We start from the raw sequence: 17,788 nt of genomic DNA, 5'->3' as shown, positions 1-17,788 counted from the left end.
GCCACGGCGTGCGGTCCAGGCGAGCCGCACACCGCGGCCGAGACGGGGTTTCGGGAAGGGTTCAGGGGCGGGAGGGCCTGGGGAGCCCTCCCGCCTGCTCACGCGGGTCGGGGCGAGGGCGTCTGGGGAACGTCGACTTGCCCCGTCGACTCACGCGGAGCGTCGCCGCGACGCGCGCGCGATGGCGCCCGCCGCCAGGAGCAGCAGCCCCATCAGCGCGAACGGGATCGCGCCCGTTCCTCCTGTCGCAGCGAGTGCGGTGGCCGTGCCGGCCGAGGCCGTCGATCCGACGGCGCCGCCGTCGTCCCCGGGGTTCGTCGGGTTCGCCGGGTCGGTGGGACCGGCCGGGTCGGTCGGATCCGTCGGGTCGGTCGGATCCGTCGGGTCGGTCGGGTCGGTGTCGCCGAGGACATCGGTCAGCAGATCGTCGGCGAGGCCGGTGGAGTCCACGGCGTCCGCGAGGTTGTCGCCGACGCCCTGCACGGCATCCGACACCGCACCCAGGACGTCGCCGCCCGTGAGCGCTTCGCCCACGACGGCTCCGACATCGCCGAGCGCGTCGCCGATGAGGCCGCCCAGGACCTGGTCAGCGGCGTTCTCCGACGCGTTCGTCACGGTCGTGCCGACGTCGGCGCCGAGGTCGGCCACCGTGGTTCCCAGATCGTCGACGACTCCGCCGAGGTCGCCGTCGAGCAGGTCGTCGACGGTGTTGTCGGCGTTGTCGACGAGGTCGCCCACCAGGCCGCCCTCGACGAGGATGCCGTCTCCGACGACATCGTTCAGACCCGAATCCTCGCCCAGCAGCCCGTCGAGCACTCCGGTCCCGGCCGTCGTCGCGGTCAGGCCGTCGAGCAGCTCGCCCACGGCACCGGTCACCGGTTCGAGTGCACCCTGATCGCCGAGGATCGGGTCGAGGACGCCGTCGCCGACCAGGCCGTCGATCAGCCCGTCGTCCTCGGTAAGGCCCGTCAGCAGCCCGTCCGCGTCGTCGACGGGCGCCGCCGGGGTCGAGGTGGGCCCACCCTCGAGCGTCGTGTCGAGGGCATCCTCCAGCAGGCCGGTCGTGTCGGTCGCGTCGGCGAGGTTGTCGCCCGCGTGCTCGACCAGGTCACCCAGGCCCGCGACCGGATCGCCGCCCGACAGCACGCCGGTCAGATCGGCGAGGGCGTCGCCCACGAGGCCGTCGATGACCTGGTCGTCGGCGTCGGCGGCGGCATCCGTCACCGTCTGGCCGACGTCGGAGCCGAGGTCCTGCACGGTGGTGCCGAGGTCGGTGCCGACGGACTGGGCGTCGCCGGCGGCGACATCGTCGAGGACCGCGTCGACGTTGGAGGCGAGATCGCCGGCCGTGCCCCCTTCGACGAGTGCGCCGTCGCCGACGACGTCGTTGAGGGCTCCTGCATCGCCGACGACCGTACCGACGATCGTCGTGCCGGCAGTGGTGCCGGTGACGGTGTCGACGATCGCGCCGACGGCGTCGGTCACAGGTGCGACTGCGCCGTCGTCGCCCAGGATCGGGTCGACGATGCCGTCGCCGACCACGGCGTCGATTAGGCCGTCGTCCGCGACCACCGACGAGAGCAGGCCGGGATCGGTGGGAGGTTCGGCCGCATTGGCGACCGTCGCGCCGAGCAGCGTGATGCCGCCGGCCAGGAGCGTGCCCAGGAGGGCGCGCTTGTAGAACGTGCGCATGGTTGTTCCCCTTCGTGGATCGATCGGTTCCGCAGCGCGCGAAGAGGCGCTGCGCGGCGCGTGAGGGCGCGCCGATGCTCTGCCACCTGAGGCTCCGAGGGAGCGACGAAGGCGGCGCGGAGCCGATCAGTCGGGGGAGACGTCGGTGGAGCCGACAGGCGCCGGCGGCGCGTGCTCGTCCTCAGGCCCCGCTCGGCGCACCCAGGCACGGTGTGCGGCGAGAGGACCGAGGGCGACCAGCGCCCAGGCGCCGGGACCCGAACCACCGGATCCCGCGGAAGAAGACGAAGCGGGCAGCGCCGGGCCGCCCGGAGAACCGGAGGCGTCCTCCACCGTGGACGCGGTGACGGCGGGGCCGTCGGATCCCGCGACCGCGAGGAATGCGATGCCGTGTGCGCCGGGCGCGCCGACGAAGATCGGCGACGCCGCCGCAGGCACGTCCGCCTGCCCGGCGGGAATGATCGCGCCGGTGTCGTCCGCGTCGGTGCGCGGGTCGAGGTCGGGAAGCCCGGGGATGCCGGGGAGCCCGGGGGAACCGGGCGCGGGCGGACGGCCGACGGTCGCGCCAGTGTCGTCCACGGCGCCGGCGACGGCGCCGAGCGTGTCGTCGACCGTTCCGCCCAGATCTCTCACCGCGTCGTCGAGGCCTGCACCCGACACGATGCCTCCGACGACCGGAACCTCGGTCACGAGGTCCACGACCGGCTCGGTGACACCGCTCAAGACACCGCCCGAGACGACGCCCGCCACGGGATGCGTCACCGTCGTGACGACGGTGCCGACGGCCTGGACGACCCGACTCACCGGCTGCTGGACGGGAGCGGGAGCCGCTGCCACGACAGTGTTCACAGCGCCCGTCACGCCGGCGGTGACGGTCGTCACGGTGCCGGTGAGCGTCGACGCGGTCCTGTCGACGACCGAGGTCACAGCGGCGAGCGCACCCCCGAGAAGCCCACCGTCGTCGGTGTCGTCGGCGTGCGCCTGCCCGAGCCCGAGGCCGAGGACCAGCGAGACGACGATCCAGGCGAACGCGGTCCCGACCCCGATGAGGGCCAGCCGCACGATCCTCGGCAGCTGCGAGGTTGCGATCTCCACGTTCACCTCCCACGACGAATGAGCCGCACGTTCCGAACGGATCGTGCGTGAGGGTGCCTGGACTTGGAAGGGTACCGGGTCCGCGCTCGCGGTGTCCAGGTGCATCTGCGGGTTCGGTCCCTCGCGCGCGCGTGCGCGCGTACGCGCGCACGCGCGATCGGCACCGTCCCGGAATTGTGCACAGCCCACAGCCCGGCGCCAAACCTTCAACCCGAACTTCAACCGCATCTCTCTCCACAGCCTGTGAAAACAGCAGACCCTGATCAGACGCGTTTTCGGTGAGATATCCCCCAGAACGCCGGGTAGTTCTCCACAGAGGTTGTTCACAGCTAGCGCGGCGTTTCGCGCAGGCTTTCCACATAGTTATCCACAGGGCGTGTTGCGTCTGTCGGAGGCCATCCTTAGCGTGGGGTTCGGCCCACTCGGGCGCGCGCCGTCACGGCACGCGAACGGCCGGAGATCGCGTGGAGGGAACGCGGCAGCGGGCGGGATGCCACGGCATCCCGCTATATGCCGTGTGTTCGCGGTGCGCGCGGCGAGCCGCCCCCGAGACACCATCAGGACTCGGACGATGTGAACGAACGATAAGGAGGGCGCACAGCCTATGTCGATCGCCGACATCTCCGAAGAGCGCATGGGAGGGCCTCGCGAGTTCGAGCGCACTCCCCCGCACGACCTGCTGGCCGAACAGAGCGCGCTCGGCGGCATGCTGCTGTCGAAAGACGCCGTCGCCGACGTCATCGAGACGCTGCGCGGCACCGATTTCTATGTGCCCAAGCACGAGCTGATCTTCGAGGCGATACTCACCCTCTACTCGCACGGCGAGCCGACCGACGTCGTCGCCGTCACCGACGAGCTCATCAAGACCGGCGAGCTGCAGCGCGCCGGCGGCGCCGACTACCTGCACACGCTCACCTCGATCGTGCCGACCGCCGCGAACGCCGGCTACTACGCGTCGATCGTGTCGGAGCGCGCACTGCTGCGTCGCCTCGTCGACGCCGGCACCCGCATCGTGCAGATGGGCTACTCCGGTCAGGGCGAGGCACTCGACCTCGTCAACAACGCGCAGGCCGAGATCTACTCGGTCACCGGTGCCGAGCAGGCCGAGGACTACGTACCGCTCACGATCGCCGTGGACGCGGCGGTGGAGGAGATCGAGGCCGCGCGCGGACGCGACGGCCAGATGACCGGCATCCCCACCGGCTTCTCGGGTCTGGACTCGCTGACCAACGGCCTGCACCCCGGCCAGATGATCATCATCGCGGCGCGACCGGCGATGGGTAAGTCGACGCTCGCGCTGGACTTCGCCCGCTCGGCGGCGATCAAGGCCAACATGCCGACGATCTTCTTCTCGCTCGAGATGGGCCGCAGCGAGATCGCGATGCGCCTGCTCAGCGCCGAGGGCGCGATCCCGCTGCAGTCGATGCGCAAGGGAACGCTCGACTCCCGCGATTGGACGACCGTGGCGGCGACCCGCGGCCGCATCAACGACGCACCGCTGTACATCGACGACAGCCCGAACATGACGCTCGTCGAGATCCGCGCGAAGTGCCGTCGGCTCAAGCAGCGCGCCGGCCTCAAGCTGGTCGTGATCGACTACCTCCAGCTGATGACCTCGGGCAAGCGCGTCGAGTCGCGCCAGCAGGAGGTCTCGGAGTTCTCGCGTGCGCTGAAGCTCCTCGCGAAGGAGCTCGGCGTGCCCGTCATCGCACTGTCTCAGCTGAACCGTGGGGCCGAGCAGCGCGCCGACAAGAAGCCGGCGCTGTCCGACCTCCGTGAATCGGGCTCGATCGAGCAGGACGCCGACATGGTGGTGCTGCTGCACCGCGAGGCCGCCTACGAGAAGGACTCGCCGCGCGCCGGCGAAGCCGACCTGATCGTCGCCAAGCACCGCAACGGTCCGACCGACACGATCACGGTCGCCTTCCAGGGCCACTTCTCGCGCTTCACCGACATGGCCCCGGGGGACTTCGGGTAGCTCGGGTCGCATCCGATCCCGGTCGCCGCAGGAGGAACCGAAGGGGCTTCCGTCTCGCCGGGCGTCTGCCTAGGCTCGGCGGGAGGCATCCGCTCGACACGACGATCCCGGTGCGCGACCGCGAGGCGGACGCGAAGGAGGCTGCTGTGCAGACGTTGACGGTCGATTTCATCATCTCTCTCGACGGCTACGGCTCCGCAGAAGGATGGCCGGGCTTCTGGGGCATGGAAGGTCCCGAATACCTCGGCTGGCTCGCGGAATCCCCCGACAAGGACGATCCGCTGCTGATGGGAGCCACGACGTACCGCGTGATGTCGGAACTGACTGCCGGAGGCGAACCGGGCACGGACATGCTCGGAGGCATCCGCAAGTACGTCTTCTCCGCCACCCTCGAGGAGCCGCTCGCGTGGGACAACTCGACCCTCGTGCGCACCGACGCGATCGAGTTCGTGCGGCAGCTGAAGGAGGACTCCGACAAGCCGCTGCGCACCCTCGGCAGTGTCGCGCTGTGCCGTTCCCTGCTGACGGCGGGGCTCGTCGACCGGTATCGCGTGGGCATCTTCCCCGTCATCACGGGCGCGACCGGGAGCGATCGGATCTTCGACGGCTACCCCGACGTGCGCCTCGACCTCGTCGAGGCGCGCACGTTCGACGGCCGGATCCAGCTGCTGGAGTACGTCCCGACCGTGCTGGACGGCCCTCCGGAGACCTGAGGCGCGGCGCGCGGGGAGTCGGATCAGTGGTCGGGGCCCTGGCCCCCGCCGCCACCGCCCGGGCCGTCGTCCGGCGGCGGCTGGTCATCGGGCGCCTTCGGGGGCGCCGGCGGAGCGGGCGGGCGTCCCAGGAACTCGCTGGGCGGCGGGGGGAAGCCTCCGCCCTGATAGAGCTGGTCGGCGACCACCTGGATGTCGCGGACGATCGGGAGCCGGAGGCTCGACAGTAGCCGGCCGTTGAACGAGGCGTGGAACACATCGCCGAAGCCATCGGCGTTGCCCACCCATGCCGCCGTCGTCACGCGTGTGCTCGACTCGACGAACCATGTCTGGAACTGCTCATGCGTTCCCGTCTTCCCGATCAGCGGCGTGCCGTCGTTCGGGTTGCCCGCGGCTCCCGTGCCGCCCGAGCGCGTGACGCCCTGCAGCGCGAACGCCGCCGCCGCCGCCACCCCTGGGCTGACCGCCTGGTGGCAACGGTCGCCGGGGACGGGCAGTTCGGTCCCGTCCGCGTCGACCACGCGCTCGATCACGCGCGGCACGCAGTAGACGCCGTTGTTCGCGATGGTGGCGTACGCCGCCGCCAGGGCGACCGGAGCGATGTTGTTGGTGCCGATGATCGCCGCCGCACCGTCGACGTCGATGGGGCTTCCGTCGCCGCGGGTCACGCCCAGGCGGGCCGCGACCTCCTCGATGTCGCAGAGGTCCAGCTGCTCCGCCATGCCGAGGTACCCGCTGTTCAGCGACTGCGCGGTGAACTGCATCGGCGTGCCGGTGTACCCCTTCACGCCCCCGAAGTTGCGGACGACGTGGTTCTCGCGGTTGATCCACGTGCCCTCGCATCGATCGGCCAGTCGTGGGATCACCCGCAGGCTGCCGTTGACGGTCTGGTACAGCGAGTGCCCCTTCTCGAGCCAGTCGACGAGGGTGAACAGCTTGAACGTCGACCCGGTCGGGAAGCCCTTCGAGGCGCCGTGGACGAGGTCTCCCGCGTAGACGAGCGACGTGTAGGCCGGATTGGATGCCGCGAGGTCGCGGTCCTCGGTGAACAGGTTGTTCTGGCTGATGGCAAGGATGCGCCCGGTCGTGGCCTCGATGCTGACCGACGCCGAACCGAAGTCCATCCCGGCCGCCGTCTCGGGCGCGTAGCGCCGCATCGCGTCCTGCGAGGCGTTCTGCAGCCGCGGGTCCAGGGTCGTGTAGATGTTGAGGCCGTCGCGCGTGAGCGATCGCTGACGGTCCTGCGCGGTCGCCCCGAACGCGCCCGCGTAGTCCGGGTCGGAGCGCACGGTGTTCACCACGTACTGGCAGAAGAACGGCGCCGACGAGGATGCGCAGCCCGTCAGCGCGGGCTGGATCGCCGGCGTGATGGGTTCGATGGCCGCGGCGACGTACTGGTCGTCGGTGATGCGGCCGTCCACGCGCATGCGGTCGAGCACGTAGAGTTGTCGCCCCTTGGTCGCACTGTAGGCGTCGCCGGCGGCGAGGTACTGCTCCGGGGTGATCCTGCCGTCCGCGAGCAGGGTGTCAAGGCCCGCGAGCGTGCCGGGGTCGACGTCATCGACCGAACCGTCGGCGGCCTTGTTGTAGGTGGTCCCGTCGCCGCCCGTGATGGACCCCGTAGGGCGGTCGATGCGGAACGTGTTGGGGTTCTGCACGATCCCCGCCAGGGTCGCCGCCTGCCCGAGCGTGAGCCCCGCCGCCGTGGTGCTGAAGTAGTAGCGCGCCGCCGCCTCGATGCCGTAGGTCGTGCCGCCGAAGTTGGCGATGTTGAGGTAGCCGAGGAGGATGTCGTTCTTCGAGTACTCCTTCTCGAGCTGGACGGCGTAGCGGATCTCCTGCAGCTTGCGCTCGTAACCGTCGACCCCGCTCGCGTCGGTGGCGTCGAGCCAGCACGCCCGCAGCACCTCGTCGCGCGTGCGGGTCTCGGTGGCGGCGGCATCCCGCTCGCATCGCTGCACGAGCACGTTCTTGACGTACTGCTGGCTGATGGAGGAGCCGCCCTGCGTCGCTCCGCCCTGCACGTTGCTGATGAGCGCGCGGGTCGTGCCGAGGATGTCGATGCCGCCGTGCTCGTAGAACCTCGGATCCTCCGAGGCCAGGATCGCGTCGTACATGACGACGGCGACCTGGTCGAAGGCGATCGGGACGCGGTTCTGGTCGTAGAACGACGTCAGCTCGACGTCCGTCCCGGTGGCGGGATCGCGGGCGTAGATCGTCGTCGGCAGCATCAGTCGATCGATCGCCAGATAGTTCGGCAGTCCGTCGAACAGCGAGACGGCGGTGCTCGCCGCGTGCCCGGAGATCGCGATGGCGGGGGCGAGGGGCGCGACGATCAGCAGACCCGCCACCGCGCTGAGCGCCACCAGACCCGTGAGGCCGCCGAGCACCCCGGCGAAAGTGCGCCGGTAGGGCGGTATGGGCGCGACCGGCGAAGGAACCTCTGATGGTTGCTTCACGACAGCTTCCAATGTGCGGTGGGACAAAGAATGACAGACCGGGAGAGGTTTGGCGAGAGGGATCGTTGCGGCCGTGGACCCCGCTGATCCCGGTGCGGCCGCGCACCACGTCGAGGACAGGATCTGTCCGGGATGCCGCCTACCTTCGAAGCACCGACGAAAGGACGCCACAATGGCCACTGCAGACCCCTCGACCCCGACCGGCTACTCGACCGTCGCGCCGTGGGTCGTCACCGACGACACCGGAGCGCTGCTCGACTTCATCGCGTACGCCTTCGACGGCGAGGAGCTCGCCCGGGTGCAGACGGAGGACGGGTCGATCGGTCACGGCGAGATCCGCGTCGGCGACACGGTGGTCCTCGCGTTCGATCGCCGGCCGGAATGGCCGCCGACGCCGAGCCTGCTGCGTGTGTGGGTGGCCGACGCCGACGGGGCGTTCGCCCGGGCGATCGAGCAGGGCGCGACCGTCGTGACGGAGCTCGGCGACAATGCCTTCGGCCAGCGCGGCGGCCGCGTGAAGGACCCGTTCGGCAACATCTGGTGGGTGACGCAGCAGGTGGAGACGGTGCCGGAGGACGTCATGTGGCAGCGCCTGCAGCAGCCCGTCTACGCCGAGAACATGCGCTACGCGCAGGAGTCGCTCGACGCCGAGCTGAGCGGCTCGAGCGCGGGGAGGGCCAGCGCCCCGCAGCAGCCCCGCTGAGCGGGGCCGGTCGGAGCGGGCGGCGGCGACCGGCGTAGGTTGGAGAGCATGGCTCGCATCCTCGCCGTCACCGGCGGCTACGTCGTCCCTGTCAGCTCCGACCCCATCCCGAACGGCACGGTGATCGTCACCGACGGGGTCATCACCGCCGTCGGCGGCCCCGACACCGCGGTGCCCGACGAGGCGGCGGTGGTGGAGGCATCCGGCAGCTGGGTCGTCCCCGGTTTCGTCGAGGCGCACGGGCACATCGGCGTCCACGAAGAGGGCGAGGGCTGGTCGGGCAACGACACCAACGAGATGACCGATCCGAACGGGTCGCGCTTCCGCGCGATCGACGGCATCGACATCGAGGAGGAGGGCTTCCGCGACGCGCTGCGCGGCGGTGTGACCACGGCGGTCATCAAGCCCGGCTCCGGCAACCCGATCGGCGGCCGCACGGTCGCCATCAAGACCTGGGGTGGCCGCACGGTCGACGAGCAGGTCCTCGCGACCGACGTGTCGGTCAAGTCGGCGCTCGGCGAGAACCCCAAGCGGGTGTGGGGCGACAAGAACCAGACCCCGGCGACGCGGCTTGGTGTGGCATCCGTCCTTCGCGACGCGTTCGTGGCGGCGCAGAACTACGCCGGCAAGCGGGCCGCCGCCGCTGAGAAGGACGAGCCGTTCGAGCGCGACCTCGGCAAGGAGACGCTCGCCGCGGTGCTCTCGGGCGACCTGCTGTGGGATCAGCACTGCCACCGTCACGACGACATCGCGACGGCCATCCGCATCGCCGACGAGTTCGGCTACACCCTCGTCGTCAACCACGGCACCGAGGCGCACAAGATCGCCGATGTGCTCGCCGAGAAGCAGATCCCGGTGATCTTCGGCCCGCTGCTGACGTCGCGTTCCAAGGTCGAGCTGCGCGATCGCGCGATCGGCAACCTGGCGCTCATCGCGGAGGCGGGCGTGAAGGTCGCGATCACCACCGACCACCCGGTGGTGCCCATCGACCAGATCCGCCTGCAGGCGATCCTCGCGGTGCGCGAAGGCCTTCCCGCGACGACGGCGCTCGAGGCGCTCACCGCGAACCCCGCCGACATCCTCCGCCTGAACGACCGGGTCGGCGCCCTCGAGACGGGTCGCGACGGCGACATCGTCATCTGGTCGGGCGATCCGCTCGCGGTGGAGTCGCGCGTGGAGCGCGTGTTCATTGAGGGTCGTCCCGTGTTCGAGCCGCGACCGGATGCCGAGGCGCCGCGCGTCGTCGAGCGCTGGGAGCGCTTCGACCGCGCGTCGTGGATGGGCTAGTCAACGGGGGACGGATGCCTCGGCATCCGGAACCGCGTCGACCTCCGGTTCAGCGGTGACATCCGTGCGCTCGCGGACGAACAGGGAGCACAGGAACGCAGCGACGATGGCGGCCGCGAGGACCGCGAACACGGCCTGCGTACTCGTGCGATCGGCGAGCATGCCCAGCAGCGGCGTCAGCAGACCGCCGAGCGCGGTCGCCATTCCGAGAGTGACCCCGCTCGCGGTACCGAGGTGCCGTGGCAGGAACGAGTGCGACAGCGTCACGTGCAGCGCGAACGGCAGGAAGAGCGCCCATCCGAGCACACCGGCGAGCACGATCGCAGCGGCCTCGCCGGGAGCGAAGAGATAGCCCACGGCCGCCGCCGCCGCGAGGGCGTACCCGAGCACGAGCACGCGGGTGCGTCCGAAGCGGTCGGCGAAGAAGCCACCGACCAGGGTGCCCAGTGCCGCCGCCAGAGAGAAGACGGTGAGTGCGACGGTGCCGATGTCGGCACTGGCGCCGAAGCGGTCCATGACGTCGAGCGCGACGAACGAGCGGGCGCCCACGTACGCGATCGACCACAGGCTCACGATCAGAAGCAGCCACGAGAACCTCCCCCACAGATCTCGAGGAAGCGGGACGGATGCTCCGCCGCGCGGCCCTTCCCCCACCGAGGTCGCCGCTCGCACGGTCGCACGGCGGGCCAGCACGAGGTAGACCAGCGCCACGACGATCGTCGGGATCAGCAGCAGCGGCGTGCCACGCAGTCCCACGACGCCGACGGTCAGCCCGACCGCGATGGGCGCGATCGCCGCCCCGACGGTGCCGCCGACGGAGAAGATGCTCATCGACCGGTTGGTTCCGCCGCCTGCCTCTTTCGCGGCCACGGTCGCGGCGGGGTGGTACGCCGCGACGCCGAGCCCTGAGATCGAGATGACGATCCACGTGAGCCAGTAGTTCGCCGAGGTCACGCCCGCGAGCGCGATCCCGATCGCGGCGATGAGCAACCCGATGACGACCAGCGGGCGGAGCGCGAAACGATCGGTCAGCCATCCGAAGACCGGCTGGAAGACGCTGGACAGCACGGTCGCCGCGAGCGTCAGCCCTGCGACCGCCGCATAGTCGTAGTGCCGCTCGATGACGAAGTACGGCAGCAGTGCCGCGGCTGCGCCGGTCTGGAAGTCGTTCATCAGGTGCGTGCTGACGAGCGACCAGAAACGCGCGCGGTCCGGAGCGAGGGCGGGGCTCGAAAAAGTCATGCGCGCCACCTTACTCCTCAGACAAGTTGACAAGTCAAGTCGACGACCGCGGTGCCGGGACTATGCTCGAGGTGCGCTCGAAGAGTGCGCATCAGACAAGCGGAGGACGTGAATGGCCTCGATCGTGCATCGTGCCCCGCTGGCCGTGCAGGCGGCCGAGATCCTGCTCGGGCGCATCAGGGCGGGTGAGTTCGCGCTCGGCCAGCGGCTCCCCGGCGAGACGACGCTTGCCGCGCAGCTCGGTGTCGGGCGTTCGACGGTCCGCGAAGCGATCCGGGAGCTCGCGGGCAAGGGCGTGCTCGATTCGCGCCAGGGCGCGGGCGTCTTCGTCACCGCGCTCGATACCGCCGAGGAGTGGGACACCGTACTGCGGCGGGCTTCGATCACGACGGTCCTGGAGGCGCGCATCGCCATCGAGGCCGAGGCTGCCGCGCTCGCCGCGGAGCGTCGCACGCCCGCGCAGCTGCGCGCGATGCGCGTCGCGCTGGCGGCGCGCGCCGCCGCCGATACCGCTCCGGAGCCGCACGTCGACGCCGACATGGCCCTGCACCGGCTGATCGTCGCGGCCTCCGGCAACGAGGTGCTCGTCGAGCTCTTCGACGGGTTCGTCCCGCGCGTGCGGACCGCGATGGTCGACATGCTCAAGATCCGGCCGACCGCGTCCCACGAGGCCGACCAGGCCGCTCATGCCGTCGTCGTCGACGCCATCGCCGACCGCGACTCCCGCCGGGCGTCCGAGCTCAGCCGGGCGCACCTCAGCACTCTGAAGTTCGCTTTCGAGTGAAGCGCCCTGACACGGTCACATGCCGCGCGCGTGCTCCACGAAGGCGTCCAGCGTCGTGCGCAGGGCGGGGGAATCCTCCTGCGTTCGGCGGTGCACGGCGAGCACATCACGGGTAGAGGCGGGCTGGACGGTCGGTATCGCGACCAGGTCGGGGCCGATGTCGCCGCGGCCGAGCCGCGGCACCAACGCGACCGCGCGGCCCGCGCGCGCGAGCTCGAGGTGATTCTGGAACTCCATCGACTCGTGCGCGATGCGCGGCGCGTTGGGGACGCCGTCGAAGAGCCGTCGGAGCCATTGGCGGCAGATCGTCGCTTCGAACGTCGCGACCCACTGCTCTTGTGCGAGCTCCTCGGGGTGCAGTTCCGCGCGGCCCGCGAGCGGGTGGTCGCGGTGCAGGATGACGTCGGCGACGTCCGTGAACAGCGGGGTCGAGACGAGGTGGTCCGGCATCGCGAGGGCGACGCCGCCCCACCGGTGCACGATGCCGAGATCGCGCTGACCTGAGGCGACCAGCGCGATCGTCTCCCACGGCTCGCTCTCACGCATGGGCAGCGTGAGGTCGGGGTGGCGTCGTGCCAGATCGCTCAGGACGGGGATGACGAGGCCGCGCACGACGGTCGAGAACGCCGCCAGCCGGATCTCGCCCACCACTCGGTCGTCGGCGCCGGCGGTGAGCTGGAGATCGGCTCGAAGGCGTTCGAGGTCGGCGAGGATCGGAGTGGACGCGACGACGAGGCGGGTGCCCGCCTCGGTGAGGATGACGCCGCGCCCGGCGCGTTCGAGGAGCGCGATGCCGGTCTCGCGCTCGAGTCGCTTGACCTGCTGCGATACGGCGGACGGGGTGTAGCCCAGGCTCGTCGCGGCGGCGACCACGCTGCCCTGCGTGGCGACCGCGCGAAGCGACAGCACGGCTTCCAGGTCGATCATGAAGCAACGCTATACGGTTTCATGAGAAAAGCATCGCTTGTTCTTCATCCATCGAAGCGATGGAGTAGGAGGCATGACGAGGCGCGACATGATCCTGGCGGCGGTGGTGGCATCCTTCTGGGGATTCAACTTCGTCGTGATCGACTGGGGGATGACGGGGGTCCCGCCTCTGCTGTTCGTCGCGATCCGCTTCCTGGTGGTCGCGCTCGCCGTCTTCGTCGTCCCTCGTCCGCGCACCTCATGGCGCACGGTGATCGGCGTGGGGCTCTTCATGAGCCTGGGGCAGTTCGGGCTTCTCTACACCTCGATGGCGCTGGGTCTGCAGCCGGGCCTCGCGGCGCTCGTGCTGCAGGCGCAGGCGGTGTTCACGATCCTGATCGCCGCGGCCGTGCTCCGCGAGCGCCCGACGGCGCCGCAGATCGTCGGCGTCGGGCTCGGCATCGTCGGGCTCGCGATCGTGGCCGCGGGCCGAGGCGGCGACGCTCCCGCGCTCGCGGTGGCACTGGCGCTCGCCGCGGCATTCTCGTGGGGGATCGGCAACGTCATCTCGCGCCGTGCCGGCGTCGTCGTCGGGGCGGGGCGGCTGGGTTCGCTGTCGCTCACCGTGTGGTCGGCGCTGGTCGTGCCCGTCCCCGCGCTGCTGCTGTCGCTCGTGGTGGAGGGGCCCGAGGCGATCGGTGCGGGGATCGCCGCGTTCGGCTGGCAGTCGGCGGTCTCGACGCTGTACACGGCGGTGCTGTGCACGATCGTCGGCTACTCGATCTGGAACGGTCTGCTCGCTCGCAACCCTTCTGCCGCCGTCGTGCCGTGGGTCCTGCTCGCACCGGTCGTGGCGATGGCCTCCGCCGCGCTCCTGCTCGGACAGGTCCCCACCCCGGCCGAAGTCGGCGGCGGCATCCTCCTTGTCGGCGGCGTGCTCGTCACCGGTCTGCGCGGTCCCCGACGGCGACCGCGTGTGGAGCGGGCGGTCCTGGCCGGCCGCGACGGCTGAGGGCCCAAGGCGTGGGTCGTATACCCGACCGGGGTATGCTCGACGGGTGGACACGTCGTGGAGAACTCGTAGCCGATCCGCCCGCGGCCTTGTCGCAGCGACGATCGCCCTGACCACGGTGCTGTCCGGCTGCAGCGGGATGGCGAACCCGACGGGCCAGCCGGAGCAGGCGTCGGAGCTCGATCTCGGCTCAGTCGGCACGGACGCTCGCGCGGTCATCGACCGGCTCGACGCCACCCGCGTCGAGGATCGCCCGGAAGGGGTCGTCGCGTCGGTGCGGCCGGGCGAGCTGGTCGTGCAGGATGCCGCCGGCGAGCGGTCGCTGCCGATGCCCGCGGACCTCTTCTATCTCTCGGTCGCGCCGTACGTCGACGGCACGCACGAGTGCTTCTTCCACAGCCTCACCACCTGCCTCGGCGAACTGCGCAACACCGACGTCGAGATCTCGGTCGTCGATGCCGCGACGGGCGAGACCGTCATGTCGCAGAGCGCGCGTACCTTCGACAACGGCTTCGTGGGCCTCTGGCTGCCTGCCGGCATCGACGCGGTGCTCACGATCACCGCCGAGGGGCGATCGGCGACCGCGGAGATCTCGACCCATGCCGACGACCCGACCTGTCTGACGACGCTCCAACTCGCCTGATCGCTGAGTCGTCGACAGCGCACGGGGACACGCGTCCTCCGGGCTTCAGAACGGTGCGACAGCCGCACCGGGCGGATGGTGGTCCGCGAACAGCCAGGGCTCATGCATCCGGCGCCGGACCCCGTTGTCGTCGGGGACGAACCTCACGACGGGTTCGGGGCGGTCCGTGTGCCTCCGCCCGGTCGGGCTCGTCCACACCAGGACACCCGGCGACACCTGCGCGACGGTCCACGCCGTCACGTGCTTCAGGGTGTGATGACGGCGGCAGAGGTGGGCGAGGTTCGAGTGGGCAGTGGGGCCGCCGAAGGCAGCATCGATGGTGTGGTCGACGTCGCAGCGCCAGACCGGTCGGCGGCAGCCTGGGAACCGGCACCGTTCGTCGCGCGCCGCGAGGAACCGCGAGAGCTCGGCACCGGGACGATATCGGTCGACGGCCAGCACACCTCCGGTCACCGGTGAGGTCATCACGCGTTCCCACCCCGACGCGCCGCGGGCCAGCGCCCGGGCGGTATCCGCGTCGATGGGCCCGTACCCCGCGAGAAGGCACGGCTCGTTCGACGCGCCGGTCATCGTGAGCACGGGAACGGTGACCTGCACGGTCGCGCGGATCGCGTCGAGCCCGTCGCCGGCGACGCATCGGCCGGGACCGGCGGTGAGCAGCGTGTCGGTGAGCACGTCCGCCCGCAACTGGCCCATCGTGCGGTCGTCCCCGTCCGCCTCTTCGCGCGCCGCGACGACCGACCGGGCCTGTTGCGTGAGGCGGTCATGGATGCCGTGGGCGAGCGTCGCGGGAAGCACCGCGGTGAGAGCCGCCATTCCGTCGCGGAGGTCGACGACCTCGACGCCGCGCTGAGCCGAGGCATCCTCGTGCCGCTCGTCGAGCGTGTGCTCGAGGAAGCGCTCGGCGATGGCTCGCAACGCCGGAGCCAGTCGTCCCGGCGTGAGGGACGACGCGCGATCGAGGGCGATCGCGACGAACTCAGCGCGAAGACGGTCGTCGTCGATCCGATCGCCGGCGTCGTGGATCACGCCGAGGTGCTGCCGCGAGACGTCCCCCCCGCGCGAGGGCGTCGACACCCGCGGCGAACCGGATGCACAGGTCCGCGGACTCCGCCAGCAGCCGCTGCACGGTCCACTCGGACACGCGTGCCGATGTCGCCAGATCGGCCACGAGGGCCCGACGGTCGACGTCGGCGCGCCGCACCTGCTCGGGAGTCGCCCCGGGCGGCGTCGCGACGGTCGCCGCCGCGGCGGCAAGCAGACGGATCTCCGCGGCATCCTCCGCGGCGCGCCGCCGTCGTCCGAGCTCGAATGCGTCCACCACCCGTTCGGACCGCATGATTTCCGGTGGCACGCCCTCGGCGGCACCGGGGTCGGACGACGAGATCGCAGGCATGGTGGGCTCGCAGACGCGGGACGGGACGCAGGAGAGACTCCGCACATCACCCGGACGCTGATTCAGCGGCTCTCGCCGCACCCGCCTTCGCCCCAGATCCACAGGGGCCGCTCATCTATCGAATCTCTGATCTACATGCTAGCAGCATCCGTGGATGGGGACCAGAACAAAAGAACGAGAACCCGAGGAAATCCACCCCCGAATCCCCGACATTCGTCCAGCGAAGCCCCGAATCGATTCGATACACTGATCGTCTGCCCACCGGCATCCGTCTCTGCTTCTCCTTCTCGTTCGAGAGTCGCCCCTCAATGACCACCGCCCTGACGACGGGCCGCCCTTGGCGCGTCATCCTCCTGTTCTCCGTCCCGCTGCTCATCGGCAACATCGTCCAGCAGCTGTACCAAGTGATCGACGCGATCGTGGTCGGACGCCATCTCGGCGTCGATGCGCTCGCCGCGGTCGGCGCGACAGGGAGCATGATCTTCCTGCTGCTCGGGTTCGCGTGGGGCATGACGTCGGGGTTCGCGATCCCGACGGCGCAGGCCTTCGGCGCGCGTGATTTCGCGGCCGTGAGGCGGTCGGTGGCGACGGGCACGATCCTCACCGGGTTGTGCACGGTGCTGCTCACGGCCGGTGCGCCGCTGCTGGCGGCGCCGCTCCTCGAGCTGCTGCGGACCCCCGCAGAGCTCATGGACGATGCCGTCGTCTTCGCGCAGATCAGCTTCCTCGGCGCCGGCGCGATGATGTTCTTCAACTACCTGTCGGCGATCATCCGCGCCATCGGCGACTCCCGCACCCCCCTCGTCTTCCTCACACTCGCGTGCATCCTCAACGTCGGTCTCGTGATCGTCATGGTGGGCCCGCTCGACTGGGGGGTGGGCGGCGCGGCGCTGGCGACTGTCGTGTCGCAGGCTGTCTCGGTGCTGCTGTGCCTCGAGTTCGTGCGGCGCCGGATGCCGGTGCTCCACGTCCACCGCCCCGATTGGCGCGTCAGCCGCGCCGAGGTCGTCGAGCACCTGCGGCTCGGCCTGCCGATGGGGTTCCAGGCGTCGATCATCGCCATCGGCACGCTGGCGGTCCAGGTCGCGCTCAACCAGCTCGGAGCGAGCAAGGTCGCCGCCTACACGGCGGCATCCCGCGTCGACGGGCTCGCGGTGGCGCTGCTGATGTCGCTCGGGCTCGCGGTGTCGATGTACGTCGCGCAGAACCACGGCGGCGGCCGCCCCGATCGCATCCGTCGCGGCGTGACGCAGGCGACGTGGATCGCGGTGGGCGCGGCCCTCGTGCTGGGCGGCGTGCTCATCGCGTTCGGTCCGGTCCTCGTCCGGCTGTTCGTCGGCGACGGCTCGAGCGACGTCGTCGACCTCGCGGCGCAGATGCTCGCGATCAACGGTGCGACGTACTGGATCCTCGGCATCCTCCTGGTGCTGCGCGGCGCGCTGCAGGGCCTCGGCCATGCGCTGATCCCCACCGTCACCGGTGTGGTCGAGCTGTTCATGCGCGTCGGCGCCGCCGTGATCCTGGGGAGCATCTTCGGCTTCATCGGCGTCGCGGCCAGCAACCCGCTCGCCTGGTTCGGTGCCGTCGTCGTGCTCGTGCCGGCGTACCTCCACGCGCACCGCAAGCTCGCGAAGACGCCGATCACGCCGACCGTCATGACGCCCACGACGCCGATCCCCGTCATCGGTCCGGTCGACGGGTCGATGACCGTCGACGCGGTCGTCACGGCGCCCATCGTGCTGCCGACGATGACGCAGACCGCAGGCCGACCGCGCCGCCGGCTCTTCCCGGCCGGACGGTCTCGCGCACGCAGCCGCGCGGGCGAGCCGAAGGACTGATCACGACGGGGAGGACGGATGCCGCGCCCAGCGGCATCCG

The 17,788-nt window shown here is 70.7% G+C and carries 15 protein-coding genes; 8 read left to right on the top strand and 7 right to left on the bottom strand.

The genetic code is table 11. The features are described 5' to 3' along the window. Window positions 1–150: 150 nt before the first annotated feature. On the bottom strand, window positions 151–1,692 hold the full coding sequence (locus tag AC1DDU_RS06895) for an LPXTG cell wall anchor domain-containing protein (RefSeq protein WP_477432408.1): 1,542 nt from the start codon (window positions 1,690–1,692) through the stop codon (window positions 151–153). A gap of 126 nt (window positions 1,693–1,818) precedes the next feature. Next, on the bottom strand, window positions 1,819–2,787 hold the full coding sequence (locus AC1DDU_RS06890; RefSeq protein ID WP_477432406.1) for a hypothetical protein: 969 nt from the start codon (window positions 2,785–2,787) through the stop codon (window positions 1,819–1,821). Between the two features lie 604 nt (window positions 2,788–3,391). Between AC1DDU_RS06890 and dnaB the strand changes: the two genes are divergently transcribed. Together dnaB and AC1DDU_RS06880 are read left to right on the top strand one after the other, a co-directional pair. Next, window positions 3,392–4,765 (top strand): replicative DNA helicase, encoded by a 1,374-nt coding sequence (gene dnaB / locus AC1DDU_RS06885; RefSeq protein WP_477432404.1) that lies wholly within the window; start codon window positions 3,392–3,394, stop codon window positions 4,763–4,765. A gap of 146 nt (window positions 4,766–4,911) precedes the next feature. Next, window positions 4,912–5,478 carry a dihydrofolate reductase family protein gene (locus AC1DDU_RS06880; protein WP_477432402.1) on the top strand — a complete coding sequence of 189 codons (567 nt, stop codon included), beginning with the start codon at window positions 4,912–4,914 and terminating at the stop codon, window positions 5,476–5,478. A 23-nt stretch (window positions 5,479–5,501) separates the two neighbouring features. Here the strand turns inward: AC1DDU_RS06880 and AC1DDU_RS06875 are convergent, their stop codons facing one another. Continuing rightward, entirely contained in the window at window positions 5,502–7,937 is a 2,436-nt protein-coding gene (locus tag AC1DDU_RS06875; protein ID WP_477432400.1) for a transglycosylase domain-containing protein, read from the bottom strand. A gap of 172 nt (window positions 7,938–8,109) precedes the next feature. On the opposite strand from AC1DDU_RS06875, the gene AC1DDU_RS06870 reads away from it, so the two are divergent. After that, window positions 8,110–8,640 carry a VOC family protein gene (locus AC1DDU_RS06870; protein WP_477432398.1) on the top strand — a complete coding sequence of 177 codons (531 nt, stop codon included), beginning with the start codon at window positions 8,110–8,112 and terminating at the stop codon, window positions 8,638–8,640. A 48-nt stretch (window positions 8,641–8,688) separates the two neighbouring features. After that, a complete protein-coding gene (locus AC1DDU_RS06865; protein ID WP_477432396.1) occupies window positions 8,689–9,927 on the top strand; it encodes an amidohydrolase in 1,239 nt (412 codons plus the stop codon). On the opposite strand, the gene AC1DDU_RS06860 is transcribed toward AC1DDU_RS06865, so the two are convergent. Continuing rightward, on the bottom strand, window positions 9,928–11,169 hold the full coding sequence (locus AC1DDU_RS06860) for an MFS transporter (protein WP_477432394.1): 1,242 nt from the start codon (window positions 11,167–11,169) through the stop codon (window positions 9,928–9,930). Between the two features lie 112 nt (window positions 11,170–11,281). Here AC1DDU_RS06860 and AC1DDU_RS06855 point away from each other — a divergent pair, with 112 nt between their 5' ends. Then, window positions 11,282–11,953, top strand: a complete 672-nt coding sequence (locus AC1DDU_RS06855; RefSeq protein WP_477432392.1) for a FadR/GntR family transcriptional regulator — start codon at window positions 11,282–11,284, stop codon at window positions 11,951–11,953. Between the two features lie 15 nt (window positions 11,954–11,968). Here AC1DDU_RS06855 and AC1DDU_RS06850 read toward each other — a convergent pair whose 3' ends face one another. Continuing rightward, a complete protein-coding gene (locus AC1DDU_RS06850) occupies window positions 11,969–12,880 on the bottom strand; it encodes a LysR family transcriptional regulator (RefSeq protein ID WP_477432390.1) in 912 nt (303 codons plus the stop codon). A 73-nt stretch (window positions 12,881–12,953) separates the two neighbouring features. Between AC1DDU_RS06850 and AC1DDU_RS06845 the strand changes: the two genes are divergently transcribed. Both AC1DDU_RS06845 and AC1DDU_RS06840 read left to right on the top strand, forming a co-directional pair. Beyond that, entirely contained in the window at window positions 12,954–13,871 is a 918-nt protein-coding gene (locus tag AC1DDU_RS06845) for an EamA family transporter (protein WP_477432388.1), read from the top strand. A gap of 46 nt (window positions 13,872–13,917) precedes the next feature. After that, on the top strand, window positions 13,918–14,514 hold the full coding sequence (locus AC1DDU_RS06840; protein ID WP_477432387.1) for a CueP family metal-binding protein: 597 nt from the start codon (window positions 13,918–13,920) through the stop codon (window positions 14,512–14,514). Window positions 14,515–14,559: 45 nt separating this feature from the next. Here the strand turns inward: AC1DDU_RS06840 and AC1DDU_RS06835 are convergent, their stop codons facing one another. Both AC1DDU_RS06835 and AC1DDU_RS06830 read right to left on the bottom strand, forming a co-directional pair. Beyond that, the gene (locus tag AC1DDU_RS06835; RefSeq protein ID WP_477432385.1) at window positions 14,560–15,543 is read right to left on the bottom strand and encodes an HNH endonuclease signature motif containing protein; all 984 of its coding nucleotides are present in this window, start codon (window positions 15,541–15,543) and stop codon (window positions 14,560–14,562) included. Further along, complete coding sequence (locus AC1DDU_RS06830; RefSeq protein WP_477432383.1) at window positions 15,494–15,910, bottom strand: hypothetical protein; 417 nt, start codon at window positions 15,908–15,910, stop codon at window positions 15,494–15,496. Before AC1DDU_RS06830 ends, AC1DDU_RS06835 begins: the two co-directional genes overlap by 50 nt. Window positions 15,911–16,218: 308 nt before the next feature. Here AC1DDU_RS06830 and AC1DDU_RS06825 point away from each other — a divergent pair, with 308 nt between their 5' ends. After that, window positions 16,219–17,748, top strand: a complete 1,530-nt coding sequence (locus AC1DDU_RS06825) for an MATE family efflux transporter (protein ID WP_477432381.1) — start codon at window positions 16,219–16,221, stop codon at window positions 17,746–17,748. Window positions 17,749–17,788: the final 40 nt, after the last annotated feature.

The sequence above is a fragment of the Microbacterium sp. 05T445 genome, from assembly GCF_056395865.1.
This window is presented reverse-complemented; position numbering and strand designations above follow the sequence as displayed.